Source organism: Streptomyces sp. NPDC058052 (genome assembly GCF_042885515.1).
GTDB lineage: Bacteria > Actinomycetota > Actinomycetes > Streptomycetales > Streptomycetaceae > Streptomyces.
In genome coordinates this window covers 1-24,531 of record NZ_JBHVRX010000013.1, presented here as the reverse complement: position 1 = coordinate 24,531, position 24,531 = coordinate 1, and the positions used below count along the sequence as shown (strand labels likewise).

Here is a 24,531-nt window from a genome sequence, read left to right as displayed (position 1 = left end):
GCGATGACGTTGCCTGGGGCAGCGAAGGATCTTCCCTAGGCAACGGTGCGCGATCGGCTCCGGGGCTCAGAACCGGGACAGGATCAGAGGGAGCCTTGCCTCCTTCGTCCCCATGTACCGACCTCCACATGGACGTGCCGCCGGAGAGGCCGCCTCGGCATCCGTCAGATCACCCCGCCCTATGCCCAGAACAACGTCCTGAGCCAAGGCGATTCACGTGACTGAGCTCGACAGATCCCAGAAGTGCGCTTGACTGCCAGGATGAACACCAACTCGCCGGAGCCAAGTCCGGCTGTAACCGTGCAGGTCAGGCGTTTCCGCAACGGCGATTCGGTGGAGCAGCTCACTCACCTGCTCCACCGCGCCTACGCAGACCACGCTGCTGCCGGGCGGGTCTTCTTCGCCTCCTACCAATCTCCGCAGGACACACAACACCGCCTGAGTAAGGGCGAGTGCTGGGTCGCAATGAACGGAAACGTACTGGTCGGCACCGTCACTGTGTCAGCTCCGCACACCATTCCGGCCGGATACCCAGCGCCGGCAGGCGGGGCGGCACACCGATGGCGGCTGAGCGGTCGGCGCCCATGGAGTGCAGGCTCGACATGCCAGCGTAGCCACCCTCGTGCGGGTGCAGGGCTGCATCGAGGACCAGGCTGGCTGCCCAATCAATGGCGTCTTCGGCAAGGTCGATGTGGCCGTCGGCGTGCGCGACCATGGCCGCCGCAGCGGTTCCCACCATGGGGTCCATGGGGTACAGCGAGCCCTGCGCGGGCGGATCGGCGGCGAGAGTCCGGGCCAGTTCCAGATCGGAGGCGAGGGTGTCGAGAGGGGCCGACCTGTCTTCGTTGACGGCGTACGTCGTCAGAAGCCGGATCGCTTGCTGGCCTCGTGCGAGTTCTGCGTTCTCGGCGGCGAGTTCTGCGACGACGTCGGGGGGTGGTTCGTAGCTCAGGCCGTTACGGCCGTCGCCCAGTTCGACGAAGTGATAATTACGCGCCTGCAGCCGGCCCGCCCACCCTTTGATCATCGTAAGGGTGTTGCTCTCAGCGCCGATCTGCTCCCCGAACACCTCGTCACCGGCATGACGCAGCAATTCGTCCCCGAGACCGTGGAGGACGGTGAGACGCTCCTGGTTTCCGGCGAGAAGGGCCGTGACCGTCATCTGCGTGGACACGTCGAGGAAGGTGAGGCGGCGTCTGTCGCGGCCGGCGACATCGGCTGGGTCTGGGCCTTGGACGTGGGAGTTGAGCTCGGCCACGGCACGGAGGGTCTCCAAATGCCAGATTTCCGGCCGGATCAGCCAGCGGTCCAGCTCCGTGCCAGCACGCTCCAGGTGGCGTACCAGCAGGCCGACAACGAGACCGGGCATGGCCAGGTTCCCGCAGCCGCGCAGGAGCAGCCCGGTGACCTCGCTCAGCGGCAGACCGAGCGTCTCGATCAGATGATCGGCGAACACTTCGACGGCGAGGAGTGCGCTCATGCACGGGTACGGGCCGACGCTGGTGCCTCGGTACCAGGACCATACGTGCTCATCGCCGACGCACAGCCGACGACCGGCTCCGGGAAGATCGAGTTCCAGTCCCTCCAATTCCCGTTGCCTATTGGAGGCACGGCGCCCGACACGCTTCGCGGCAGCGTGGTCCATCAGCCGGTGGATCATCTGGAGAGTTTCGGTCGGCTTGGCGGCGAGGAGAGGGAAGAACGGGCCGAAGTTCCACCCCGCCATCGGGGCGAAGGCGCCAGACCACTGGGTGTGTCGGCGTACTCCCTCGTCCAGGGGGTCGGGCTGGGAGTACCAGAGGTCTCCCGTCCGGGGCTTTTTGATGTAGTACGCCTCGGCCAGGGACAGCAGCAGCTTCGGGCGGGTCCGCGACATCGACCGTGCGACGTGCCCCGATTCGACGGCGGGTGCCAGGAAGCGGCCACCGTCTTCGGCGAGGGCGTGCAGGAAGCCTTCCGCTCGGGTGTCTAGGTCCGCGCCGAGCATCGCGATCGCCTCGACGGCGAACTCATCGTGTTGTGCCGGCTCGGCGTCCAGGAGCACATCGCGGACCCGCTGGCGAAGCGGAAGTGCCTCGGCGTTTGCGTCAGCCAGGCCGCGGAGCCAGACCAGCGCCAGTCTCCGCACCAAGGGAGCGATTCCGGGCGATGTGTGGGGGGCGTCCCCGTTGTCCGGGTAAAGGCCGGTGCCGTAGGTGAGTTCCACGAGGGGCGCCAGGATCACCGGGTCGCCGACTCCGTGGCGGCTGTGCCCGTCCAGGGCCAGGCGGACCAGCAGGGTCAGCTGGTCTGGGTGCTCTTCGGTGAGGGCGGGCCAGGCTGCGGCCAGGGCCTCGGCAGCCGAGCCGAGGGTGAGCAGAGCCTCGAAGGGGAGTTCGCCCCACCGGTCACCGTGGTCGACCGCGAGGGCGTCGAAGACCTGTTGGAGGCGGCGGCGCGTCGGCTCGCTGTCCGAGCGGGCATCGGCGAGTGTCACCTGGCAGGCCAGGCGCACCGCGCGCAGTGTCCACCGCGGGGCGCCAGCGGCCTCCATCAGCTCCCAGCCATCGGTGAGCAGAAGATGAGCGACCGCGAAGTCGCGGACGAGGTCGCTGGCGAAATCGTCGGCGGGCCTCCATGCACGGTGTGGGCCGGCGGGCAGCAGGAGTCCGTCCGAGCGCAGCGATGGCAGCGCCGCCGAGTCCGGAGCGGCAAGGGACGTGGAGTCGGGCAGCAGACGTCGGCGGGCGAGAGCGAGCATCGCCTGCTCCCTGTCATCGGGCGACGGGCCGCCCGCAGGTGCGTCTTCGCCTCGGCGGACCAGCTGGCTCCATACCGCGGCGAACACGTCCGCCTCCGAGAGCGCACCGTCAGGCAGCGCTTGCGCGGCGTCGGCCCGCAGCAGCAGATCGACCAGTCCCGGACGGCCCAACAGCCAGGCCGCGCGAGGCTGTTGCCCGAAGCGGGCCACGGCAGGGAACGTCTGGGTCAATTCCTCTGCCTCGGCATGGGTCAGCCGTTGCACCTCATGCTCGGCGGGCCGAGCGCCGGAAAGGGCCAGGTCTAGGGTGTCGGCGGCCTGTTGCAGGGCTTCTGACACCGCCCGTGCCGCGTCGGTGCGGGTCACCGCGGCCACCCCGAATCCAGCTCGCAGAGCGGCAGCCGCCAGGTCCGTGAGCAGTTGCCTGCGGCCTTCCAGCACTGCTTCCGCGCCGTCGATGACCAGCAGCCGAACCGGGATGGCTTCCGCCTCTTGCAGGACTTCGCTCAGAGGTGCGCCGAGTTCGGATTCCAGGGCGGTCACGGAGGACGGCAGGTGCCGCAGGCCGGCGCACGCCACGGTGGCATCGGTCTGCCTCAGGTCCTCCACTGCGCGCAAGGTGAGTGCGGACTTGCCGACATCCGGCTCGCCGAGGATGACCAGCGCGCCGGGGCCGGAGGCGGCTTCGGCGAGTCTCTGCACCAGGTCATGGCGGGCGCTGCGGCGGTCGAGTTCAAGGTGGCTGTGCGTGTCGGTCAGGCGCGGGCGGGTGTGGTCACGCAGCATCCCGGCGTACCGGTCGAGGACCTTCCAGGCGGGGCTGGATGGCGGAGCCACGTCCGGCAAGTGCTCCGGGCTCAGGCGGCACCCCAGCGCCTGCTCCAGCTGTCCAAGTTCGTCCGGCGATAGCTCTCTGGCCCAGCGGTCGACTCTGTATGCGGCAAGGCGACCGAGGCCGTCGGAAAGGTGGTGCTTGCCAACGATTCCGATGATCCTGCCGCTGCTGAACACAGCAGCGCCCGACATGCCTTCCCACGGCGAGGTCTGCGGGTCCGGGTACGCGGCGGGTGGGGTGACGGTCAGGTCGAAGGTGCCCTCGCGCCGGCTGGAGAGCACCGCACAGCTGGCGTTGATGTGCTCGGAGTCCCGGTAGCGCGTGCCATCTTCATCATTACGGAGCTTGAACCGCGGAAATCCGGTGGCGCTGCAGTGCAGTTCGACGTCACGCTCGTCGACCCGGGCGAAGGCGGAGGGCGTGACATGCCCGGTGTCCCTGCCGGTGCCCGGGAGAGTGAGCACGGCTGTGTCGATCACCGTGTGCGCCCACTCCACCGCCGCTCCGACCATCCACTCGCCTGGCTGGTCGGCGTCAAAGCGGACCCGGATACCGGTAGCGTCCGCGACGACGTGAGCTGCGGTCAGTACCTTGCCGGACGATACGAGGTAGCCCGAACCACGGCGAGCCCGGCCGTCCGGCAGAGTGACGAGAATCTCCGCTACGCGCTCGGCTCGCAGCCCGGCCACGCCCACCATGTCGCGGTCAGCGTTCGCCGTCGGCCTCATCACCGGCGATCAGGACAGACCGCTGCGTCCCGTCCGGCGCCACCAGCTTCGGCTGCAGAGTAAGACTGATCCGGTGCGTCTGCGACGTGGCGAGCTTGCCGCCCGCGTTCGCCTCGACGACCCAGAATTTGACCTTCCCTCCCGCCTCGGCCTCACGGTCCACCGCCACGCTCGCCTCGACCTCCACCGGGCCGAGCTCGAACCGGACCGGACCAGCCGCGCCGTCCGCCATCGCGGTGTACAGCTCCTGCCGCAACTGCCGGATCATCTCGGACAGTTCGATTACGCTCTACTCCTCGCCACTACTCCAGTGTCGCAAAGCATACCGGTGACCCAACCCGAGCAAGGTCGGCCTACCTGGGATGAGACCCACGCCGAACGCGCTCGGCCCGGAAGGACGGTGGCAGATCTGAGGGCGCCCCGGGCCTGGGAGCCGGCCTTTCCGAAGCGCTTACTTCGGCGATATCTGTGCGGTCCGATCGGCGCTGATCTCCAAGCCGCGATGCGTGAAGACGATGTTCCGGACACGCTCTACGGCTTCGGGAGAGATGCGGGCCAGGGGAGGCAAAGCGTGGTGCCATCCATCGCCAGCGAGTGCGTCTGCCAGGAAACGGATTGCGGCACCCGAACTCCCTGCCGCGCCGGGAGGCATCTCCAACGAGGCAAGGGTCCTAAGCGTCCGGGCGAAGTCAGTCGCCGACCACAGGACTGCCGGTGTCCGGGTGAGGTACGCGGCGACGGACGCGAGCGCCTCGGCGCGGTCGTACGGCACATTGTGGCGGCTCGCGCTGCGTCGGGCGGCGTCGTAGTCCCCGAAGACCGCGTGGGCGATCGCGAAACCTGCGGTTGGCAAGTCCCATGGAGGAACGCCTGCCCGCCCCTTCTCCGAAGCCTCCAACAGCTTGCGGGCATCCTCACGCTGCTCCTGGGCAGCCAGGACGACCATCACGAGGATGTCCTCCACCTCCAGCGGCGCCTTCCTCGCAGCGCGGCGCTCTGACCACACGTGCTCGATTGCCCGGTGAAGGCGGTCTCTGCACTCCGGGTCCACACCGCCGATGGCCGTAAGGAGCTCTGCCAGCCGAGCGATACGGCCTCCGGAGCCACCTGACCCAAGCTCCGCGGTCAACAGGCGCTCTCGTTCCCGGTCGACGAGCTCCGCGGCAGTGATGGGGGCGTGGGCGCGCAGTCCGGCCGCCACGGCGATGAGCGCACGCCGGCTGCGGCCGCCGTTCGCTTCATCCACCTCGGCGGCGAGTGACAGAGCAGCCTCGTGTTCTCCCGCGTGCGCCAGGGCCTGTGCGGCGGCGCCCTGTGCGGCCGCCACGTTCTGGCCAGGAGCGCCTTGGAGAAGGGAGAAGTTGCCGACGCCCTCCAGGGTCCGGGAGCGATCGGCTGTCTCGTGCGCCAGCCGTCGTGCTTCAGCGCGATACCCCGCGGCCGCGGCCGAGGCGGCGACGGTCGCCAGCGCCCGTACCTGCTTGACCGGGTCCCGAACGCTCCTGGCCAGCCGTTCTCCGTCGGCGTGCCAGCCGATTGTGGCTAGGGCTTCGCAGAGGGGGATCAGCCACGTTTGCCGTGTCCGGCCATTACGAGGGGATGACGCGAACGCCGCCAGCGCCTCATGCAGGCGACTCTTCGCCTCGGCTGGTTGTCCTTGCTCCGCGAGGCGGCATGCCTGTTGGGCCAGGGCCTCCGCGGCTGGCTCCGACTCCGGCCTGTCCGCGGCATCGCCGAGTGCGGCGCGAGCCCCGGCGAGCACATCCATGCCGAATGGGAGCGTCCGCATGTTCTCGGGTACGCAGGCCACCAGCTCGCGAGCCTCTTCCACCGCCCCGGTATCCACAAGCGCTTGAGTCACGCTCGTCAGCATGAGTCCGCCAAGGATGGACAGACTCATCGCGTCATTGCGCGGCAGCGTTTCGGGAGCGCGCAGCGCGGCTCCCAACCGCTGTGCTGCACGGTGCGCCAACGTGGCTGCCTCATCGGGGTGGTCTGCCGCCAGTGCCGAGGCGGCGGTGGCATGAACGGCGCACGCTTCAAGGCCCGCCGGGAACGTGTTCGCGTACTGCCTGATCCGTTCGTAGAGCCTGGACGCTCTGGCGGAGTCGGCGGCTTGGGCGATGCCCGCCAACGACGTAACGGGCGCGGTCGGGTCCGAGGGCGAATCGGATGCCAGTTCGTCCGCGTAGCGCTCCGCCTGGTCCAGCAATTCCTCAGCCAACTCGGGACTGTGGGAGCGGACGAGGACGGATGCTTCTGCTGTCTTCTCGCACTTGAGTGTCTCGCCCACGCCAGCAGGGAGCCGCAAGGAATCGAGTAGATCGCGCCCCTGGCGGTCCTGGCCGACTGAGATCAGAGCCACCGCGGCCTCGCCCACAGCGACCTCGGCTTCGTACTCGTCACCGTTCGACGGCGCCGATTCCCGGCGGGCTCGCTCGGCCCACAGGGCAGCCTCCTGCGCCGCCTGGACGGCGTGGCCGTCACCGACGCTCGCAAGCGCGCGCGTCACCTTCGCCAGCCTGACGGCCCTGTCCTCCGGATACGGAGCAGTCAGCGCGAGGTCCAGGGCGCGCTGCGGGTATCCCAGCCGGGCGAAGGCCACCGGAACGCTCAAGGGCAGGGCCCTGGCATCGTCGTAGAGAAGATCGCGTGAAACTGCGAGCGCCGCCATCGTGGCGAGATCGCCTGGAGCCTCATCCTCGATCACCTGGCGGACCAGCTCGATTTCAGACAGCGCCGCATCAACTGCCGCCCGGGCCAGGAGAGCCCGCTGACGAGACGGATCGAGGACGAAGGACACCAATCGCTCGCTGCCGCCCGAGCGGCGGAGCATACGCGGGTAGTCGTAAAGGAGGTAGGGCGGGGTGTCGACAGACCAGCCCTTGGCCTTGTAATCGTCCGCCCACGCGTGCAGCCGAGCCTCGTAGGCGGCCATAGCGGTGTCACCCAGCTCGGCCATGGCCCGCCGGCGCAGCTCTTCGTGCCCCAGGACGTGCGCACGCAAGTCATTCTCCGCGTCCGCCACGAGGACGTGACCGCTCTGGTTGGGCACGATGCTGCGTCCGGTGATGCCGCGAAGCCGTTTGCGTACCTGGTGGGGCCGGGCACCGACCAGGTCGGCCAGGTCCTTGTCCGTCAGGCCGCCCCGGGCGACCGCCAACAAGCCGAGCAGGTCGTTGCCAAGGGGCTCATCGTCCAGGAGCCGCTGCAGTTCCCGACCGGCCATATCGCCGATGGCCCGCGCGTGGGGTGAGGCGGCCAGAGAACGGACGATACCCGCGTCACGCAAGGGATGATCCCAGGGGACGTCGTCGGGTACGAGCGGGTTGGGCCGGCCCGTGACCACCACGCGCATGCCCCGGGGCGGGTGCTTCGGCAATAGGGCGGCGATACTGAACCCACCGGGACCCGCACCCCGATCCTCGTCCAGGCCGTCCACCATCAGCACAAGCCGCCGCCCGCGAGTGCGGCAAGCCTCCGCAGCGGCCACGTAGAGCGCAGGGAATGCCTCCGCCCGACTGCCAGGGGGCACCGAGTCCCGGCCGGCGACAGCAGCCAACTGCCGCGTCACCCCTTCGAGGAACAGGTCACGGTCGTTGTTGTCCAGGCGATCGGCGATGAAGTAGCTCACCACATCCACGTCCGCCGGCCTGTGCCGGGTGACGAACTCTGAGATCAGGGCGGACTTGCCGGCCCACGGCTCAGCCTGCCACCAGGCATACCCGGACTCACCCTCGACTTCAGCTGCGGTGCAGAACGCCTCCAACTCCCGCAACTCACCGTCCCGGTCCAGTAGGCGGGCAGGGAGGATGAACTGCTCGACCCATGCCGTATGGCTGTGAAAAACCCTGTCTCGATGTTCGAACGCCGGATCCTGCAGCTGAACCGCCCCAGGGGGGCCCGCGGGTGGGGCGGGTGGTAGGGAGTCGTCCGTTGGCCGCTTCGGTGCTGGGGAGGTGCCCCTTTGGGCGGCCGCTCTCTGGCGCAGGTCACGCCACCAGTTGACCCCCTTTGCGGGGAATCCGTTCCTCTGAGCCTTCGGCTCGAGCAGCGAGATCAGGTACCGGAACGGCCATTCGTCCTCGGGGACGTAGTCGCCCTTGAGCCAGCCGCTGAGCTTGCTTCTGCCCAGATGAGCCACCGGAGTCTGCTGCCTGCCCTGCATTTCGATCTGGGTGTAGGAGAGGTTGGAGGCGTCCTTCAGCTTCCGCAGTTCCGCGGCCAGCCGGTCTTGTGCCGACGACTCCCCCATGGATCTCCCTTGTTCAGTCCGAACCCCCTGTTGAACACTATTCTCACGCGCGCTGGCCTGGTCTGACGCCCTGTTCAGAGGTTCAGGCTCCTTGCTGAACACCCCAACGTTCCGGCTTCTTTGTCGTCGTCACACCACGACGACACCGAGGAACAGGCGATGAACATCACCACGCAGCAGGCGCAGGGCGAGCAGCCCGCGGGTCGAAGGGCCGGGATCGCGCAGGCGGCGAAGAAGCTGGGCAAGTGGATCGTGCAGGAAACCGCCTCCGGCGCTGCCCGGGAGGTCCTGAGGTATGTCCTGGGGCTGTGGGAGCAGATGTGACCCCCGGCCGCGTCCATCCGACGCGGCCACGGCCCTTCCGGCAGCAGCACGTGCGGGTGCCTAGACAGCATGTACAGCGTGCACGGCGAAGACGTATGACAGCCGGGACCCGAAATCAGCCCAGACTTGTCGCGGCCGGCCAGTTCCCCACGGCGCGGGCACGGCCCCGCACGACGAGCAGGTCAAACGAGTGAACGATCAAACAGGAGTTCGTCTCAACACGTTGTCCCTTGGGCCAGACAAGGGCCATCGTCAATGAGAAAGGGGCACGGGAAAAGCGAGCCTACACGTGCGCCCGGGCGAAGGCCCGATACGCCGGGTAGCGGTCGAGTAGCACCAGGAAGTGAGGGAACGGCCCGCCGCCCGGCCAGATCTTGCGGGGTGTGAAGAACGTATCCACGATGTCGGGGTCCTCCTCGTCGGCGGGACGCGGCTGACGGCCCCTCGGAGCAGGGTAGTTGCGCGAAGGCGTCCCCTACCCGGATTCACCTGAGAGCAGGCCCGGGAGCGCTCTACGGTGGCCCCATGACTGATCTTGACGAGATCCTGGGCCCACCTGCCCTGGAGAAGACCCGTCGCTACAAGCGCCTGGCCAAGGCACTGCTGAGCTGCGCCCGCTGGGAGCGGACGGAGAGGAACCCGGAGTGCGTCACGTCGTTCGAGGCGGCGTTGAAGGCGGTGATCACGGCGACGTCGGCGCTGCCCGCCGACGGGAGCCTGGGACGTAAGGAGCACGAGGAGCGTCTGATGGAGCTGGTGATGCTGCGCGACACTATCCACTCGGTGATGGCAGAGGCCCGGCACGAGTTCGGTTGAGGAGACCCTGAGCCAGCGGGCGTGACGGGCAACGTCGTGCCGTCAGGGGCACCGGCCGGGCAGACTGGGTGCGGGTAGTGCTGATCGGTTCGGCTGCGCGGAGTGATCGGCTCGGGTCAGGATGGATGGGCATGGACGTTCGTCCGAGCGCGCTGGAGCACGATACGAGGGGGATTGATGGAACGGTTCGTTCCTCGTTTTCAGGGCCGCCCGTGGCCGAGCGGGATGCCGGTACTGCATGTCTACGTACTGCCTCGCCCAGGGGCCGATGACGAACTGCTGACGCTCGCGCGGTCCTGCGTCCCGTTGATGGCGGAGTACCCGATCGACCCTCAGCTCCCGGGCACCGGGGACGATGCCGGGCTGCTGCACCTGACAGTGGAGATGCTGGCGGACACCCCGGCCACCGACTATGACGAGCCGGCGCTCCGGCTGCTCGTCGAGGCCATGGGGGCGGAGCTCGCCGATGTCGCGCCGTTCACGACCAAGGTAGGGCCCCCTCTGGCAAACATCGCGGGGGTCGTTCTCGACGTGTGGCCGGAGGCGGAAGCCGAGGTGGTGCGGGAGGCGACCCGTACGGCGATCCGGAAGGCACGGGGCGAGGCCGCACTCCAGCACTCGGGCGGCCGGCTGCACATCTCGCTCGGCTACGCCGATGGCACCGGCTCCTCCGACCGGCTCAACTCGCGCCTGCGGAACGAGGTCGTGCCGCGGCGAGCGCCGATGTATGTGGACCGCGTGCACCTGCTCGCCGTGACCTGGACGGAGGATGAGGGAAGCGGCGGGTGGCGCATGTCGTGGGAGCCGGTCGCCGAGGTCCCCTTGGGCGGTTCACCCCGATGACGTCTGGGTGGACCGTGTTCCTCGCCATCTCGGTCCCGGCCGCCGGCCTGATCGTCTGGGGCTTCGCCCGAGGCGTGATCCGGGGAGCCGTGCAGTCCGCACGGGAGCAGGTCCGCCGCGACCTGATCGCCCTCGGCCAGAACCGCTCCGTGGTCGAGGCCCTGGCACTCAAGACCGGCGAGGCAGCCGTCGCCTTCGCAGCGCCCGGCACCGACGGCCGCAAGCACATGATCGGCTGGCTGTGGTGGCGCGCGGAACTCGTCCCCGGTGACTCGGTCCGGCACACCGTGGGGTGGGCGCTGACGTACCGGCGAGCGCGCCGGGCCGCCGGCCTGCCCCTGGCCATGCGGGCACGCGACCCCGAGTTCGTCATCTGTGCAGCCGAGAGGCGAGTCAGTCGCGACGGTCGATGATGCGGTTGATCTTCCGGAGGACATCGTCTCGGCCAACGATAGGCACTGTCCGGCGGATCAAGGTTGCGTTGGCTGTGCTCGCCAGGTGACCCTTGTCCTCAGCAGTGATAATTGCTGGTCAGCGACTTGATGAAGACGATCACGAAGTCATTGCGCAATCCCTACGGTACCCGCTGACCTCACGGCCTCATCCTCCACGCGAGCGGCGGGGCCTCGTCTCCGACGCCGCTCACAGCACTGGAACGCGCTGATCGTCTTACACGAAGGCACCTTGCAGACTCACCGCGCGCTTACTCGTGCAGATCGATCCAGATCTGCACGGCGGCCCGAAGCGCGTCCTGCTGCAACGCGAGATCCGCGATCAGGTCGGCCTCCGTCACCCCCTTGCCGTTCAGGTAGGCGTACTCGTACTGCTCTCCTCGGAGGTCCCGTTCGGAGCACGCGGCGTCCTCAGAGCACGCGGGACAGTCCGGGAACCCGGGGCAGGGCACCCTGTCCACCATGACGACGACGTCCAAGGAGCCGTGCGCCGCCATGTTCCGGCGTTCGACGGCGTCCTTGATCACCTTGAGGTGCCCGGCAGTGCTACTGCCCTTGGCCGCCGACAACTTGCCCTTTGTCTGGTGGTACAGCGCGCCGGACGTCCACCAGGATCTCGTCGCCAGGATGCCCGGCTCGATCTTGTGCAGAACGCTCTTGAGCACGATGTCGACCTCAACGACTTGGGCGACGATCAGGCCACGCAGGTGGTTGAGACGAGTCGCGTTCCCGTGCACGGGACGCCCGAACTCCTCGCGGTACTCCTCGTGCATGTCCGCCAGGACCGAGTCGGCCTTGACCACACGCTCGCCGTAGTACGGAATCTGTTTAGCCACCAGGCAAGTATCCAGAGCACCAGCGAGGCGCGCTACCAGCTTTCCGTCAGCGCAGCCCGCCGCCGTTGCGGGGCGTTCACCGCTTGCCCTCCCTCACCGGCACCGTCGACCCACAGCTCATAGCCGGCGCCGCAACGAAGTCAAGCGGACCATCAACCGGCTGAAGAACTCCCGTGCATTGGTTACTGATTCAACGGTGGCGGCAACCAGGTCTCCGGGTACCGTCACCGGCATGTCGGCGTCCCGTACGCCTCGTGGGCCCGGCCCGGCCGCCCGCCATGGGATCATCAGTCCCATGGAAGGCACCGGCCTACGGAGGACAGCATGAGTGACGGCACCGGGCATCTGTCCAAGCTCGTCTGGTCGGTGGCCGACCTGCTGCGCGGCGACTTCAAGTCTTCCGAGTACGGGCGGGTGATCCTGCCGTTCACGGTGCTGCGCCGGCTGGACTGCCTGCTGGCCCCGAGCCGGCAGGCGGTGCTCGACGAGGCCGAGCGGACCGACGGCGAGCAGGAGCTGGAGCGGCGCCTGACGGCCGCCTCGGGTTGGCCCTTCTACAACGTCAGCCGGTTCTCCATGGAGAGTGTGCTCAGCGATCCGGAGAACGCCGACCGGTTGCTCCTGGCCCATGTCGACGGGTACTCCCGGAACGTCAGGGAACTGCTGGACGGCTTCGAGTTCGAGCGGACCGTCACCCGCCTTCACCAGGCCCGACTCCTCTACCACGTCGTCGCACAGTTCGCCTCGATCGACCTGGGGCAGATGATCACCGACGACCACATGGAGAACCTCTTCGAGGAACTCGTCCGGCGGTTCGCGGAGAGCGGCAACGAGTCGAGCGGGGAGCACTACACTCCCCGGGACGTCGCCCACCTGATGGCTGGCTTCCTCGTCTCCGCCGACTCGGACCTCCTAACGTCGCCGCATGCCGTCCGCACCATCCTGGATCCGGCCTGCGGGACGGCTGGCCTGCTGACCGAGGCTGCCTCGTACATCGCGTCGATGAATCCCAAGGCGGACGTCACGCTGTACGGCCAGGAGATCAACCGGGAGTCATGGGCGATCTCCCGTGCCACCATGATGACCAGTGGCCGCCGGGCCTCGACGATCGCCTTCGGGAACGTCTTCGCCGAGGATGGGCACCAGGGAACCGCCTTCGACTACCTCCTCGCCAATCCGCCGTTCGGCGTCGAGTGGAAGAAGAGCGAGTACGCGGTCCGGTCGGAGCACGAGCAGCTCGGTTTCGCGGGCCGCTTCGGGGCCGGTCTTCCCCGGATCAACGACGGCTCACTGCTCTTCCTGCAGCACATGCTGGCGAAGATGAAGCCGGTGAGCGCCTCGGGCGAGGGCGGCAGCCGAATAGCGGTCATCTTCAACGGCTCCCCGATGTACGTCGGGGGCGCGGGGTCCGGCGAATCGGACATCCGGCGGTGGATCGTGGAGAACGACTGGCTCGAGGCCGTGGTCGCGCTGCCCGACCAACTCTTCCCCAACACCGGCATCGGCACCTATCTGTGGGTCCTCAGCAACCGCAAGCCGGTACAGCGCAGGGGTCAGGTGCTGCTGCTGAACGCTCAGGACCAGTGGCAGCGGATGCGTCGCTCCATCGGCTCTAAGCGCAAATACATCACGTCGGACCAGATCGCCGAGATCACCGGGCTCTACCTGGACACCTTGTCCGTCGACCCCGCCCAGCAGCCGGACGACCGGGTCCGCGTGGTCTCCGCCCACGAACTGATGTACCAGCGCGTCACGATCGATCAGCCGCTGCGGCTCAGGTACGAGCTGTCCGAGGAGGTCCTGACTCGGCTCGCCGAATCGCGCGTGATCCAGAAGACCCGTGATCCCGCTGCCCTGGTGGCCGCCCTGCGTCCGCTGGTCGGCTCGACGTGGACGAAGGGCCAGGAGGCCGTCACGGCGCTGCGCCGGGCGGTCGCCTCGGCCGGCGTGAGCTGGCCGCGCGGGAAGGTCTTCGAGGCGGCGGTCCGCAAGGCCGTCGGCGTGCGCGATGGCGACGGAGAGCCGCAGCGGATCGGCGAGGCGTACGAGCCGGATCCCGAGCTGCGCGAGTTCGTCCACCTGCCGCTGCAGGTGGATCCGAGCGACCATCTCCGACGTGAAGTGCACCCGACCGCTCCGGACGCCTGGATCGACGACAGCAGGACGCGGGTGGGTTGCGAGATCCCATCAACGCTCTTCTACCGACCGGAACTCGACGGCCAATTCGAACTGTTGCGCAGCATTGTTCGGTTGGAGACCACCCGGGTTCACCCGCCGCAGCGCGGCGAGGAGCAGGAGGACGGCGCGGACCGGCCCAAGCACCTGCGCGCCCAGGACCTCCACGAGGCGGACTCGGCCGTTGAGCTCCCCGACGCCCCGGAGGGCGGGGTGGTGCTGACTCTGTGCTCGGGCGGCATGCTGGTCGGACGGCCGGGGAACTGGCGCCTGCTGCCGCAGGGCTTCGGCGAGGCGGCGACCTCGCTCTTCGTGCTGCAGCCGCTCCGCGGCAGCGGCCAGGCGCTCTGCGAGTGGTTGAACTCCCGCAAGGACAACGGTCAGTACCCCAGCGCTCGCGATCTGCTGGACACGCACGTCCCCGTCGACCTGGTGACCGACAGCGAGGTGGAGAGCCTCCTGGAGACCGTGCAGGAAGGGCGACGCGCACTGCGGACCACGATGTCGGGAATCCTGCCCAACGTCTTCGGCAGCGGCGAGCGGGACGTCCAGGGGGTTCGGAACGAGATCAGGTTCGCCGCCCACGAGGCCGGCCTGATCGGCGAACTCGTGCGGCCGCTGGACGACCCGATCTCGCGTGCCGAGTGGAGCTTTCCGTACCACGCCGCCGCGCTGTCCCGTCGGTACCGGGTCAGCACACACCCGGCGGAGCGGAAGGACGGACTGCTCAAGCTGGGCGAGGGCCTGGCCCGGGTGCTAGGCGTGCTGGCGCTCACCGAGCTCGCCGCGTCGAACGGCTTCTCCCGGAACCTGCGCAAGCAGTTCCGGACCGGCGCCACCTTCGGCACCTGGCTCTGGATCCTCGACCGAATGGAGGCCGAGGGAATCGCGCCCCGCATCCAGCAGCTCGCCACCGTGCGCGACCGGGGCAACGCACGCGCCCTCCTGGGCCACATCAAGGACTTCAGGAACACCTCGCACCACGCGCACGGCGTCCGCGCCAGCCACCAACTGGCGGAGGACGTCGAGCGGCTGGAACCTCACATCGTGCGGGCGATCAGTGCGGTCAGCTGGCTCTCCGGGACGCACTGGGACTGGGTGGAGCGGTGCGAGTACCTCGACGAGGGCTCGTACCGGATAGTCGGGCTCCGGCTGAGGGGCAGCCATCCGAGCTGGGAGCCGTTCGAGCGGTCGAGCACCCAGCCGCTGCGGCCCGACCGCATCTACGTGGACAGTGCCCCGTACGGGGCTCCGGTCGACCTCTGGCCGTTCGCCGTCGTCAGCCTGTGCGATGAGTGTCGGACCCGGGAGCTCTTCCTGCTCAACGAGGTCCGCGACGACCAGCTGACGCTCCGCAGCCTGGAGGAGCATTCGCTGGAGATCACGTACGGCCCGCCCGAGTAGCGGCGGGGCGAGGCTGAGCGACCTGGCGCGGCTGCGCCAGGTGCGGGACCGGATCGACCGGAGGTACGCCGAGTAGCTGAATACTCGAGCCCGAGGCGCTGGCCGCTGACCTGCCCCTCGCAGAGCCCGCTCTGTCTGACGGACCAGCCGCGGGAAACCCGGTGCGCTCAACAACAACCCCTGCCACAGTGATCTAATGCCGACCCTGCCAAGCGATCCGGACCTCCTGGACCGGCTCCTCGTAGACGTCGGGCGTGAAGCGCTCAAGCATGCCCGCGAACTCCTGCGCGCCGCCCGCCTGATTCTCGACGCGAAGATCTGGTCCGTCGCCTACGCCAACGCCGCCCTCGCCCTCGAAGAGGTGGGAAAGGCGGCGCTGTGCACTTCCATCCTGCCGATGCCCGATTACGTGCGGCAGGCGGAGGTGGACGCCTTCCCGAAGCGGTTCGCCAGCCACGAGGCCAAGTCGTTCCTCGGGTTCCTCGTCGTGCGCATGGTCGAGGACTCCGCCACCGCCGACTGGATGGAGATCTACAAGCGCGCTGACCGCGACGCGCGCCGGACGAACAAGAACAAGTTCCGGGGCCTGTACGTGGACTACAAGCACACCGGCCACCTCCTCAAACCGGCCGACGTCACCGAGGCCCAGGCGGCCGACCTGATCGCCACAGTGGACAGAGCCCTTGAGCTCTCTCTCGACACCGAGGACGCCCTGGAGAACATCGACCTCTTCACGCCTCTCATCCGGATGTTCCGGACCGCCCACGGCGGCGCGGGGGCCCTGGCGGAGGACGACACGCTGACGCTGCTCCCCACTCTCATGGCGATCGCCCGCGGCGAAGTGGATGCCGAGGAGGCCCTGGAGGGCACCGCCCTCGCCGCGCTCGTGCACGAGTTCGCCGACTCGGTCGCCGCTAAGCTGACCCCCGAACAGGTCGCGGCGATCGCCGCCCAATACGGCGACGAGACGCCCGCACCCTAGTGAGCCCGCGAATCACCCTCACCGAGGTCACAGAGCAGGTGACGGGAGTGCGAGCCATGAGGAGCTCGAGCAAAGCCTGCTCGGAGAGTGTCAGATGCGGTGGACCGGTTGCTACGTCGTCCTCTATTCCGGCGACAGGCTGACTCACCTGGGAATCTTCGGATTCTCAGGAGACTGGGACTGATCCGGCGGAGCATGCGACTGACCCTTGCTGCTGATCACCGCGCCCCATGTGCACATCAACGGCTTGGGCACGCCGGCCGTCACGTGGCCGGCACGACACCTTCGTACCGGCCACCCTCCGGCCTGGAGAGGAAGACCCGGCGGGTTGGCAGCTCGATTTCCGTGACGACGACGGCGATCTCCTCTCCGACCTCGAAGTCTTCCACCGGACTCACCGCAGGGCGGCCGTGGACTTCTCTGAAAGGGACCAGCCCGACAATCCCGTCCCCGAGATCGACGAAGATGCCGAAGGGAAGCACCTTCTCAACCGTCCCGCGGAGTTCCTGGCCCACCGCTGTGCGGTTGGCGAAAGCCTGGAGGGGGTCGGGCTCCAGTGCCTTCAAGGACAGTCTGGCCTCCAGGTTGTAGGTGTCGAACTGGAGGAACTCGCACGAGACACGCTGGCCTACCTGAACAACATCGGTGGGAGCGTCGATGTGCCGCCAGGACAGCTCGGGGATGCCTATGAACCCGACACCGGGGAAGATCGGATGGGCAGGCCCGTCGTCCAGGGCCACGAAGACCCCGAACCGTTCGATCGCCGCGACGGTGCCGGACAGGATGTCGCCGCGGTGCAGGGACTCCAGGAACGCCCAGAGTTCCGGGCTCTCAGACTGCCAATCCATACCGTCACCCTGGCACACGGCATCGTGGGCCGCCCATGCCCTCGACGAGCTGCAGCCCCCGCCATGCTCCAGTAGCTGGGACCATGATCGGCCGGACAGCTCCCAGTCGGCGACTTCGCCAACTCGGCGCCCCTCACAGCTCCTCGGCATACGCCGGCACGGTCATCCCGTGTGCCGCTCCTGCACCGCCCCCTTCGCTCATCACCTGCTCGGGTGACCGGGTGGCGGCCCGGACCGCCTTTCGGCCACGATGCTCGGATGCAGGATGACGAACCGCTGGAGGAGTAGGCGCGCCGACGTGCCGCGCGCCAGGATGCCTCGAGGGGCAAGCGGCGGCTGTGCCGCTCGGCGGTGGCCCCCACCGCGGGACCCACGTCGCCCCGGGCACCCCGAGAGCGATCGAGGAGTGGAACGGCACAGAGTGGACGGTGGTCGGCGTCGTCGAGAATCTAGCCGCCGCCCAGGCCCTGCTGTATCCGCCTCCGCCCGCAGAAAAGAAGCCCGCCGAGTGGGACCGTCCCCCACTCGGCAAGGGCCGAGGCCGGCACCGAAGGCCGTCCCCGGCTGAAGAGCGGGACCAGTAGGTCTGGGCTGACGGAGACACCGCTGGCACCGTTCCCGCTGGAGTCTGCTTGCCGCCCAGCTCGCAGGCAGGCGACGCGTCCTCGGGGATGCCCACTCCAGCATCTGAGGTACGTTCGGGCGCATGACGCTGCGTTCGGTGGATCTGCGTAAAGAGCCGGTGGAAGCCGTACTAGACCGTGTCGAACGGTCGCTGGGGACGAGTCTGGACCGCGAGACCATGGTGCGTAAGCGCCGGTCGGTGGGGGCGCGTACGGACCGTGGAACATGGGTTCGTGTCGAGCGACGCGGGCTGGACCGGATCGGGGTCCAGGGCGGAGACGGTACCGCGTCCGCGGAGGCGCTGTCCGAGGTCGCTAAGCCGGCTTGGCTCGCTGGGGTGGGATGGCGGGACGAGGCAGAGCCGGTGATGTGGCGGGCGGACGAGACGGAGCTGCTGCCCGGGGTGCCGGTGGGCAGCGCCGTGCTGACAAAGGAGCCTCAGCTGTCCGAGGAGTGGTGGGCCGCGTTGAACGCCTCCCTGGATGCTCTCGGTTCGCAGCGCACCAACCGGATCGCGACGCCGGACACCGAGACCCTGACGCAGGACCTTGTCACGGGGACGATCCTCGATGTCTTCCCCGGCGTCGATACGTGCTTGGGTGAGTGGCGTCCGGCCCACGCGGACCTCAACTGGGCGAACGTGACAGCACCGGTGTTCTGCGTATTCGACTGGGAGGACTGGGGCATGGCCCCGCGCGGCCTGGACGCGGCGAACCTGTGGGGGGCGTCCCTCGCCGTCCCGTCCCTCGCCGACCGAGTCCGAAGCGAGCGGCGTGACGATCTGGAGAGTCGGGACGGCCGGCTCATGACGCTGTTCGTCGCTGCCAAGATCCTCGGCCCCTACGCCGACCCGGACGACCCCCGGCTGGGGGCCGCCCGGCAGACGGCGGAGCAAGTGATGGTGGAACTTCAGACGCACTGCTGACGACGGGCCCGGAGGAGCCGCCTGTACTCCCGGACGACCTGGTCGTCGACCTCGTACGCCAGGGCGTCGACCAGCTCGCGCAGGTGGTCGGTGTTGTCCGTACCGACCGCAACCGCGTCGACCGGGGGCAGTCGGAAGGCGGAGCGGTAGACGGCCTGGACCGGTGTGACCGGCTCGGAGTCCCGCAGGAAGATCCGCGGATCGAACTTCTCCCACGCCGCCTCAGTCGTGCTGCCGCCGAAGGGGCTCATGCCCCATACCTGCGCCGGTCTCCACCGCCTCACCAGTGCCTCGGCCGCGTCGAGGAGGTCGGCGCCCACCAGTAGTCCCGCCCGGACCATGAGGACGTCAGGACGAGGCGCGTCGAGGTCCACGAGTGGACGCGGGTCCCAGCTCGATACCCCCCACCCGCCACACAGTCCCGCTCGTACGGCGTCAGCCAGGACCGCGCACGCCCGTGCCAGCGCCTCAGCGTCGGGGCGGGAGTGCTCGGGGTTGTGGAGGAGTACCACCTCCGGTTCCCGCCCCAAATCCTTCGCGGCCCGCTCAACTGCGGCACGCAGCCGGGCAGGGGCGAGGGAGTGTTCCCCGGGGAAGTACCCGACCTTGGTAGAGACCGAGAACCTCGGCAGGATGTCGCCCGCCACCGCGTTCAGTACCTCGTGGGAGCGATGGCGTAGGTAGTTCGAGGCGGTGTCGAGGCGTGTTACGCCGAGGCCGGCGGCTGCTTCGAGTACGTCACGGGCGTGACCAGACCGGTATAGCCCGAGGACGACGTCTCCGTCAGTGGTTCGCACAGTCCCTCCGTGATCAGCAGGTCGGCCAGGGTGGTGGTGTCCTCGTCGGCGCCGTCGAGGTAGACCGGGTGACCCGACAGGAGCGTGCGGAGGCCCGCTTCCGCACGCTCGTGGAGGGTCAGTCGCTTGCCGCCGCCCCGGACCTGGACCGTGTCACCGGACCGGATGATGCAGGGGGCGAACTCGGTGACGGCCACGACGCCGTCGGGCTGGCCGAAGGCGGCCACGTGGGGCATGTGACGTGCGGGCGGGGTGCTGGAGCGCAGTTCGTCCAGGTACCGCTCGGGGCTGTGGGCGGCGGCCAGCGTGCTGAGCCTGTCCGCCAGCGCCTTGGGCCCGGTTTCCCCGGCGCCTTCCAGGTCGCGGCGGAACACCTCATCGGCGCGAGCTGCGTCGGAGAGGAAGTTGACCCATGTAACCCCGGTCCGCTTGGTGAACCCGAACGTCACGTGTAGCGAGTGGCCGTCGCCGCCGGAGCCGAGTCGGGTGGCTGTGTGCCAGAAACCGCGGGGGATGTGCATGACGTCCCCAGCTCGCATCGTGCCCTTCCACAGCACCTCCTCGGAGGGGGTGCGGTTGCGTTCCGCGTCGCGGTACATCGGCGCCGGCCGGGACGGACCGCGGACCTCCCACGACTTCTCGCCGGACAACTGCACGGCGATGACCTCGTGGTCATCCCAATGCAGATGAAATCCGTCGGTGTCGCCGACCGCGAGGTAGGCGTTGGCGGAGGCCAGCTCGCCCGACCACCAGCCCAGGGCCCGGCAGGCGACTTCTAGCGTCGGGTCGAAGAAGTCCACGTGGTCCAGCACCACGGTGCCGCCCTCGTTGAGGATGCGGCCGAGGGCCGCCATGTCGGCCTGGCTCACGGGCTGTTTGCGCCGGTTGACGTTGGTGGACAGGAACGTGGACGGGTGGATCTCCTCGCCCTCGGCGTAGCAACGCAGTTGCGGGTTGGTCAGGTGCCGGCGCTTGATCAGGTCCAGCAGTTTGTGCGGGGTCAGCAGGCGTGCAGGCAGGTCCGGGTCCGTGAGACGGCCGCGCGCGAACGCGGCTCCCACGGAGCCCGGCCCGTCCCAGCCGAGAGCTTTCTCGATGTGGGTGACGAGCCGGTGCTCCATGGATTCCCTTACTCCTTCGGGAGGTTCAGGTCACGGTTCTCACCGTCGTCGCCCGCGCTGTTCTGCGAGCTGGTGATGTCGGACCGCTCGGACTCGCTACGGTCGTGCGCGGTCGCCAGCTCTTCCACCGCGATCAGAAGCGCGGGGCTGGTCCCCGACGTCTGTGTGGACGCCCTGTCTGCCATCGACGCTCTCCTCTCGGCCACTACCACCCGGTTCCGGGCGAAGGAACGAGTTAACCCGCGTCCGGCAGATGGCAGTAGAGCGCGATTCGGACACATATACGGAGCGTCTGTCCGCACCGCCGGCGGCGACGCACATCCGGCCAGGGTGGTGCGGGATCGGTCGGTGCACTCTCGCGTCCGTTCAATCCGTCCCAAGGCGTAGGCGGCGGAGATGTGGGGTGCGCTGCGGGAGTGCCACAGGGTTTCCGTGGCCCCAGACGTTCCAGATCACCTCGCAGACCTGGTCGGTCAGGGGCGACGAACTCCTTACACGGCCAGACGCACCGAAATCGGTGCAGGGGAACATAGGGCGGGATCGCCGGTTGGCCAAACCGGCGATCCCGCAGATCATTGGTGTCCACCGCCACGCCCTGCCCGTCCATCGAAAGGCATCTCCGCACGACCAGAGACCACCCGCGAAGCGCTCACGGCCAATAGACCGGCAGCCGATCACGCCCCCGCGTAGCTCGCCCGGAACAGATCCTGCGCCCGCTCCACGTCCCTCGACGTACGGAGCTGTACCTCCAGATCACCCGTCCCGTGGTGACCGAGACCAGACACATCCCGGGTGAAGCCCGGAACGAGATCAACGTCCTTCGGGTCGACCTTCAGGTAGACCAGGAGCTTGCTCCGCTGCGGCGGGCAGACGCACGCGAAGTTCCGCAGCCGCTGATACGCCCGATAGGTTTTGCGCTCGACGCGGTTCACACCGTCCCCGAGCCCGAGCAACGCCTCATCGACCGCGCTCGCCAGCTCCACCATCGACGCGCCCTGGTCATCGGCTGCCGCCCGAGCAGCGGCATGCCGGCGAGCCCGGCGGGCCACCGGCATGCCGCCGCTGACGGACGCCACGGTCTCAAGTCCGAGCAGGTCGCTGCCGAAGAGTCGGTAGCGGACCAGATCGATCGAGCGCCGGTGCTCGCGCACAGCGTGCACGTCGTAGCGGGTGAAGTCGCCGGCAATGCAGATCAGACGCGGACCGCTCCACAGCACCTGGGAGGCGGCCGTTCCCCCGAGCCGGCCGCGGACCAGGTGCTCGAACTCGGCGCGGTGGTCCACCAGCCAGCTGAGATAGAACAAGCCCTGGTTGATGACCCCGGCATCGACGCCCCGCTTGTACTCGACGATGACCGGCGATCCGTTCTCGTCCAGCCCGAGCGAGTCGATCCGGCCGCCGTGGACCGGCCCGGTGCTGTACTCGCTCGCCAGGAAACGGACCCCCAGCAGCGTCTCCATATGCGCTTCGACGAGACCCTGCACATCTGCCTCGACCTCAGCAAGACGCGGCGTGACCTCGATCACGCCGCTATTCGTCGTGCTCGTGCGGAACAGCCTCAGGCTCGACACCTTCCCCTCCTCGGTTAGGAGATCAACAACGTCAGGCGCGTGCGGATTTGTTTCCGCACAAGCCCGACGCTGTAGTGAAGAAAGTGTGCGGGGGCGCGTCAAGATCCCAGGTGCACCTTCCCGCGGCCACGGTCCCGTGGGGAAGTCCCTGCCGGCATCCCTGGCCTGGGGCCCGCGCACCCCGACCGACCGCACGGCGGTCCTGGCCGATGTCGTCAGCAGGGTGTCATGCGGGGTCATGAGCCTGGAGACCAGTGTGCGGATGGTGCAGGACGCGGGGTATCCCATCGAGTCCGCCGCCGAGGAGGTCGTGCGAATCCAGCGCCGCGCCTTCGGGTCGTGCGGCACACCTCGCGGACGCAACCGGCGACCACGCGGCCGTGCGGGAGCACCTGGGGCTGCCGGAGGCGGACCCGGGCGTGCCGCCGGTGCCGCTGCTGCCGGCGAAGCCGGACGATCAGTGACGTGCGTCCGCAGTCTGGCAGAACTGGTCGTACACGGTGCGCACATCGCGGGCGACCCGCTGGAGGTCCTCGTCCGTGATCGGGTCGATGTCGGCCAGGTCCTCGGGCGCGCGTTCCTTGGCGAAGTGCATCACGTGCGCGCTGGCTGTGTTCCAGTCCATGAGCAGCCGGTCAGCGGTGTCGCCGGTCGGCTTCTGCCAGTCGGGCACGAGGGCGCGGGCATCGGCGTTCCGGCTGTCGTGGGTGAGCTTCACCAGGAACTCCACGAGGAGCCGCACATTCACCCAGAACGACTCGATGCACGCGACGCGCAGCACGCCGGGTATGTCCTTACCCGCAACGAGGTAGTCGCGGCACCCCTCGACCTGGCCCATCGCCATGTCCACGAAGTCCCGGGTCCGGGCGTCCGGCATGTAGTTCTTGTTCCACCACGCGGCGTCAGGGATCCGGCTCTCCTCGTCGGAGCGGCAGCCGTCGTTCTCGTTGCACCTTGCGGTGTCAGGGGTGTTCGTCATGGCCCGCACCCTAGGTTGCGGACACGGGCCCTCATGAGCGATTTTCGAAGCGGCTAGACTAACTTACGGCGCAGGGGCGCTGCTGCTGGAGAACGCCACCGTGGTCCGTCCGCTGCCCGACCGCCTGACGCCCTTGGACGCCGGCGTGACGGACGTCCGATCTTTCCGATCCTGGGCGCCGCGCCCACCGACCCGTCGGCGCAGCCAGGCGGAGCCCCGAAGACGACCGGCCCCGACACAGGAGTGGCGGTCCACCAGGACGCGCTCGCACTGCTGGCCCGCGAGAAGGACCAGGGCGGCCGGACGGCGGTGAAGCGGCTCCCTCGCACATGTCATCGACCTCACCGCGGAAGCCGCCGAGGCGTAGGCGCTGGCCGCCGTCCGCACCGCCGAGGCAATGGATCGCCTGAACGGGCGGCTGGACCTGTCCGCCATCAACGTGTGGGTACCCCCTCACGATGTCGTCTGTCAGGACTCAGCGACACCGATACTCGGTCGTGTCCACATCGCGCCGCTAGCGGTCGTCACGGAAGGGTGCACTGTCAGTGGCGGCTGGTAGCGATAGTTCCATGGGATTGAGGGCTGAGGTTCCTGCCGCCGTCTACGCAATGCACCATGCCGAACTCGGCGCCGTTCAGATCGGTGCATGCATGCAGCCGCAGGAGCGGCGAATCCGATCACACGAGCGCAAGGACTGGGTGCTGTTGCTGGCGCTGCCGGTACCCACGGGAAGGGACGCGGAGGCGATCGAGCGGATGGTTCTAGATAAACTGAAGACCAGGGCATGGGTGCCCGCAGGGATGGGGGCACGCAACCTGGCCGGGCTCCCAGGGCACGGCACCATCGCGGGGTGCCAAGCATGCGGAACGCCTCCCGCTACAGCCGTCTTGCGTGAAAGCTGGGTCCCGTTCCTGTCCAAAGCCCAGATGCCGCAGGGCGGATGGACGGAGACGTTCGACGCCCGGCTGGTCTCTCCCGAACGCGCCCGCCTGGCGCTGCACTTCGCCGAGAACGGATACCGGGCGCGGCACTACCCAGACGCTGGGGAGGGTATTGACGCATTCGCCCAGCGGAGAGCGGCAATCGAGCAGCAGGTCCGAGACGAGCGGTGGAGACGCCCCGTCTACTAGCCCGTGCACACATCTCGTCTTACAAGGAGAAAGACACATGCTCGTTGCCTTAGAGGTCCTAACAGAAGCTGTTGATCATGTGACTTTCGGTTCGGCTGGTCGTTGGTCTAGCCGTGGGGAAACGTCAGTCGCGGCCGTGGATCGTG

19 protein-coding genes and 2 pseudogenes are annotated in these 24,531 nt (G+C 68.3%); 10 read left to right on the top strand and 11 right to left on the bottom strand.

The window, feature by feature from the left end; genetic code table 11:
• Positions 1–493: 493 nt before the first annotated feature.
• The 3 genes from ACFVU3_RS19415 to ACFVU3_RS19405 all read right to left on the bottom strand — a co-directional run bounded on the left by ACFVU3_RS19415 (position 494) and on the right by ACFVU3_RS19405 (position 8,558).
• Positions 494–4,273, bottom strand: coding sequence for a trypsin-like peptidase domain-containing protein (locus ACFVU3_RS19415; protein ID WP_390067629.1), 3,780 nt, complete (start codon positions 4,271–4,273; stop codon positions 494–496).
• Positions 4,274–4,280: 7 nt separating this feature from the next.
• Complete coding sequence (locus ACFVU3_RS19410) at positions 4,281–4,580, bottom strand: trypco2 family protein (protein ID WP_390067840.1); 300 nt, start codon at positions 4,578–4,580, stop codon at positions 4,281–4,283.
• 174 nt (positions 4,581–4,754) lie between these two features.
• Complete coding sequence (locus tag ACFVU3_RS19405) at positions 4,755–8,558, bottom strand: hypothetical protein (RefSeq protein ID WP_390067628.1); 3,804 nt, start codon at positions 8,556–8,558, stop codon at positions 4,755–4,757.
• A gap of 159 nt (positions 8,559–8,717) precedes the next feature.
• On the opposite strand from ACFVU3_RS19405, the gene ACFVU3_RS19400 reads away from it, so the two are divergent.
• The 4 genes from ACFVU3_RS19400 (at position 8,718) to ACFVU3_RS19385 (ending at position 10,954) form a co-directional block, all read left to right on the top strand.
• The gene (locus ACFVU3_RS19400) at positions 8,718–8,882 is read left to right on the top strand and encodes a hypothetical protein (RefSeq protein WP_390067626.1); all 165 of its coding nucleotides are present in this window, start codon (positions 8,718–8,720) and stop codon (positions 8,880–8,882) included.
• A gap of 525 nt (positions 8,883–9,407) precedes the next feature.
• Positions 9,408–9,698, top strand: a complete 291-nt coding sequence (locus ACFVU3_RS19395; RefSeq protein ID WP_390067625.1) for a hypothetical protein — start codon at positions 9,408–9,410, stop codon at positions 9,696–9,698.
• 177 nt (positions 9,699–9,875) lie between these two features.
• Positions 9,876–10,541, top strand: coding sequence for a hypothetical protein (locus ACFVU3_RS19390; protein WP_390067624.1), 666 nt, complete (start codon positions 9,876–9,878; stop codon positions 10,539–10,541).
• Complete coding sequence (locus ACFVU3_RS19385; RefSeq protein ID WP_390067622.1) at positions 10,538–10,954, top strand: hypothetical protein; 417 nt, start codon at positions 10,538–10,540, stop codon at positions 10,952–10,954. The genes ACFVU3_RS19390 and ACFVU3_RS19385 overlap by 4 nt, the downstream gene beginning before the upstream one ends.
• A 290-nt stretch (positions 10,955–11,244) precedes the next feature.
• Here the strand turns inward: ACFVU3_RS19385 and ACFVU3_RS19380 are convergent, their stop codons facing one another.
• A complete protein-coding gene (locus tag ACFVU3_RS19380; protein ID WP_390067621.1) occupies positions 11,245–11,829 on the bottom strand; it encodes a hypothetical protein in 585 nt (194 codons plus the stop codon).
• A 106-nt stretch (positions 11,830–11,935) separates the two neighbouring features.
• Between ACFVU3_RS19380 and ACFVU3_RS19375 the strand changes: the two are divergent.
• From ACFVU3_RS19375 to ACFVU3_RS19365, 3 genes and pseudogenes are all read left to right on the top strand, one after another.
• Positions 11,936–12,058: pseudogene (locus tag ACFVU3_RS19375) on the top strand (IS5/IS1182 family transposase); the annotation flags it as partial.
• Positions 12,059–12,153: 95 nt separating this feature from the next.
• Entirely contained in the window at positions 12,154–15,408 is a 3,255-nt protein-coding gene (locus ACFVU3_RS19370; protein ID WP_390067619.1) for an N-6 DNA methylase, read from the top strand.
• 196 nt (positions 15,409–15,604) lie between these two features.
• Positions 15,605–16,390 (top strand): AbiV family abortive infection protein, encoded by a 786-nt coding sequence (locus tag ACFVU3_RS19365; protein ID WP_390067617.1) that lies wholly within the window; start codon positions 15,605–15,607, stop codon positions 16,388–16,390.
• A gap of 263 nt (positions 16,391–16,653) precedes the next feature.
• Here the strand turns inward: ACFVU3_RS19365 and ACFVU3_RS19360 are convergent, their stop codons facing one another.
• Positions 16,654–17,238, bottom strand: coding sequence for a S1 RNA-binding domain-containing protein (locus tag ACFVU3_RS19360; RefSeq protein ID WP_390067616.1), 585 nt, complete (start codon positions 17,236–17,238; stop codon positions 16,654–16,656).
• Between the two features lie 338 nt (positions 17,239–17,576).
• Between ACFVU3_RS19360 and ACFVU3_RS19355 the strand changes: the two genes are divergently transcribed.
• A complete protein-coding gene (locus tag ACFVU3_RS19355) occupies positions 17,577–17,822 on the top strand; it encodes a DUF6087 family protein (protein ID WP_390067614.1) in 246 nt (81 codons plus the stop codon).
• A 122-nt stretch (positions 17,823–17,944) separates the two neighbouring features.
• Positions 17,945–18,787 carry a hypothetical protein gene (locus ACFVU3_RS19350; RefSeq protein ID WP_390067612.1) on the top strand — a complete coding sequence of 281 codons (843 nt, stop codon included), beginning with the start codon at positions 17,945–17,947 and terminating at the stop codon, positions 18,785–18,787.
• Here the strand turns inward: ACFVU3_RS19350 and ACFVU3_RS19345 are convergent.
• From ACFVU3_RS19345 to ACFVU3_RS19320, 6 genes and pseudogenes are all read right to left on the bottom strand, one after another.
• The gene (locus ACFVU3_RS19345) at positions 18,772–19,161 is read right to left on the bottom strand and encodes a hypothetical protein (protein ID WP_390067858.1); all 390 of its coding nucleotides are present in this window, start codon (positions 19,159–19,161) and stop codon (positions 18,772–18,774) included. The genes ACFVU3_RS19350 and ACFVU3_RS19345 overlap by 16 nt on opposite strands.
• A gap of 51 nt (positions 19,162–19,212) precedes the next feature.
• Positions 19,213–19,584: pseudogene (locus tag ACFVU3_RS19340) on the bottom strand (aldo/keto reductase); the annotation flags it as partial.
• Positions 19,494–20,705 carry a JmjC domain-containing protein gene (locus ACFVU3_RS19335; RefSeq protein ID WP_390067611.1) on the bottom strand — a complete coding sequence of 404 codons (1,212 nt, stop codon included), beginning with the start codon at positions 20,703–20,705 and terminating at the stop codon, positions 19,494–19,496. The pseudogene ACFVU3_RS19340 and the gene ACFVU3_RS19335, both read right to left, overlap by 91 nt.
• An 8-nt stretch (positions 20,706–20,713) precedes the next feature.
• A complete protein-coding gene (locus tag ACFVU3_RS19330) occupies positions 20,714–20,890 on the bottom strand; it encodes a hypothetical protein (RefSeq protein WP_179499972.1) in 177 nt (58 codons plus the stop codon).
• A gap of 489 nt (positions 20,891–21,379) precedes the next feature.
• Entirely contained in the window at positions 21,380–22,276 is an 897-nt protein-coding gene (locus ACFVU3_RS19325) for a DUF5655 domain-containing protein (protein WP_390067609.1), read from the bottom strand.
• Positions 22,277–22,733: 457 nt separating this feature from the next.
• Positions 22,734–23,255 (bottom strand): hypothetical protein, encoded by a 522-nt coding sequence (locus tag ACFVU3_RS19320; RefSeq protein WP_390067607.1) that lies wholly within the window; start codon positions 23,253–23,255, stop codon positions 22,734–22,736.
• 569 nt (positions 23,256–23,824) lie between these two features.
• On the opposite strand from ACFVU3_RS19320, the gene ACFVU3_RS19315 reads away from it, so the two are divergent.
• Positions 23,825–24,385 (top strand): hypothetical protein, encoded by a 561-nt coding sequence (locus tag ACFVU3_RS19315; protein ID WP_390067605.1) that lies wholly within the window; start codon positions 23,825–23,827, stop codon positions 24,383–24,385.
• The last annotated feature ends 146 nt before the right edge of the window (positions 24,386–24,531 follow it).

What these genes read in the sequence shown, in the direction of transcription:
- ACFVU3_RS19415 (WP_390067629.1), bottom strand. Translation starts at nt 4,273, where the DNA reads ATGGTGGGCGTGGCCGGGCTGCGAGCCGAGCGCGTAGCGGAGATTCTC.
- ACFVU3_RS19320 (WP_390067607.1), bottom strand. Translation starts at nt 23,255, where the DNA reads ATGACGAACACCCCTGACACCGCAAGGTGCAACGAGAACGACGGCTGC.
- ACFVU3_RS19365 (WP_390067617.1), top strand. Translation starts at nt 15,605, where the DNA reads ATGCCGACCCTGCCAAGCGATCCGGACCTCCTGGACCGGCTCCTCGTA.
- ACFVU3_RS19330 (WP_179499972.1), bottom strand. Translation starts at nt 20,890, where the DNA reads ATGGCAGACAGGGCGTCCACACAGACGTCGGGGACCAGCCCCGCGCTT.
- ACFVU3_RS19335 (WP_390067611.1), bottom strand. Translation starts at nt 20,705, where the DNA reads ATGGAGCACCGGCTCGTCACCCACATCGAGAAAGCTCTCGGCTGGGAC.
- ACFVU3_RS19395 (WP_390067625.1), top strand. Translation starts at nt 9,408, where the DNA reads ATGACTGATCTTGACGAGATCCTGGGCCCACCTGCCCTGGAGAAGACC.
- ACFVU3_RS19360 (WP_390067616.1), bottom strand. Translation starts at nt 17,238, where the DNA reads ATGGATTGGCAGTCTGAGAGCCCGGAACTCTGGGCGTTCCTGGAGTCC.
- ACFVU3_RS19405 (WP_390067628.1), bottom strand. Translation starts at nt 8,558, where the DNA reads ATGGGGGAGTCGTCGGCACAAGACCGGCTGGCCGCGGAACTGCGGAAG.
- ACFVU3_RS19370 (WP_390067619.1), top strand. Translation starts at nt 12,154, where the DNA reads ATGAGTGACGGCACCGGGCATCTGTCCAAGCTCGTCTGGTCGGTGGCC.
- ACFVU3_RS19400 (WP_390067626.1), top strand. Translation starts at nt 8,718, where the DNA reads ATGAACATCACCACGCAGCAGGCGCAGGGCGAGCAGCCCGCGGGTCGA.
- ACFVU3_RS19385 (WP_390067622.1), top strand. Translation starts at nt 10,538, where the DNA reads ATGACGTCTGGGTGGACCGTGTTCCTCGCCATCTCGGTCCCGGCCGCC.
- ACFVU3_RS19315 (WP_390067605.1), top strand. Translation starts at nt 23,825, where the DNA reads ATGGGATTGAGGGCTGAGGTTCCTGCCGCCGTCTACGCAATGCACCAT.
- ACFVU3_RS19350 (WP_390067612.1), top strand. Translation starts at nt 17,945, where the DNA reads ATGACGCTGCGTTCGGTGGATCTGCGTAAAGAGCCGGTGGAAGCCGTA.
- ACFVU3_RS19390 (WP_390067624.1), top strand. Translation starts at nt 9,876, where the DNA reads ATGGAACGGTTCGTTCCTCGTTTTCAGGGCCGCCCGTGGCCGAGCGGG.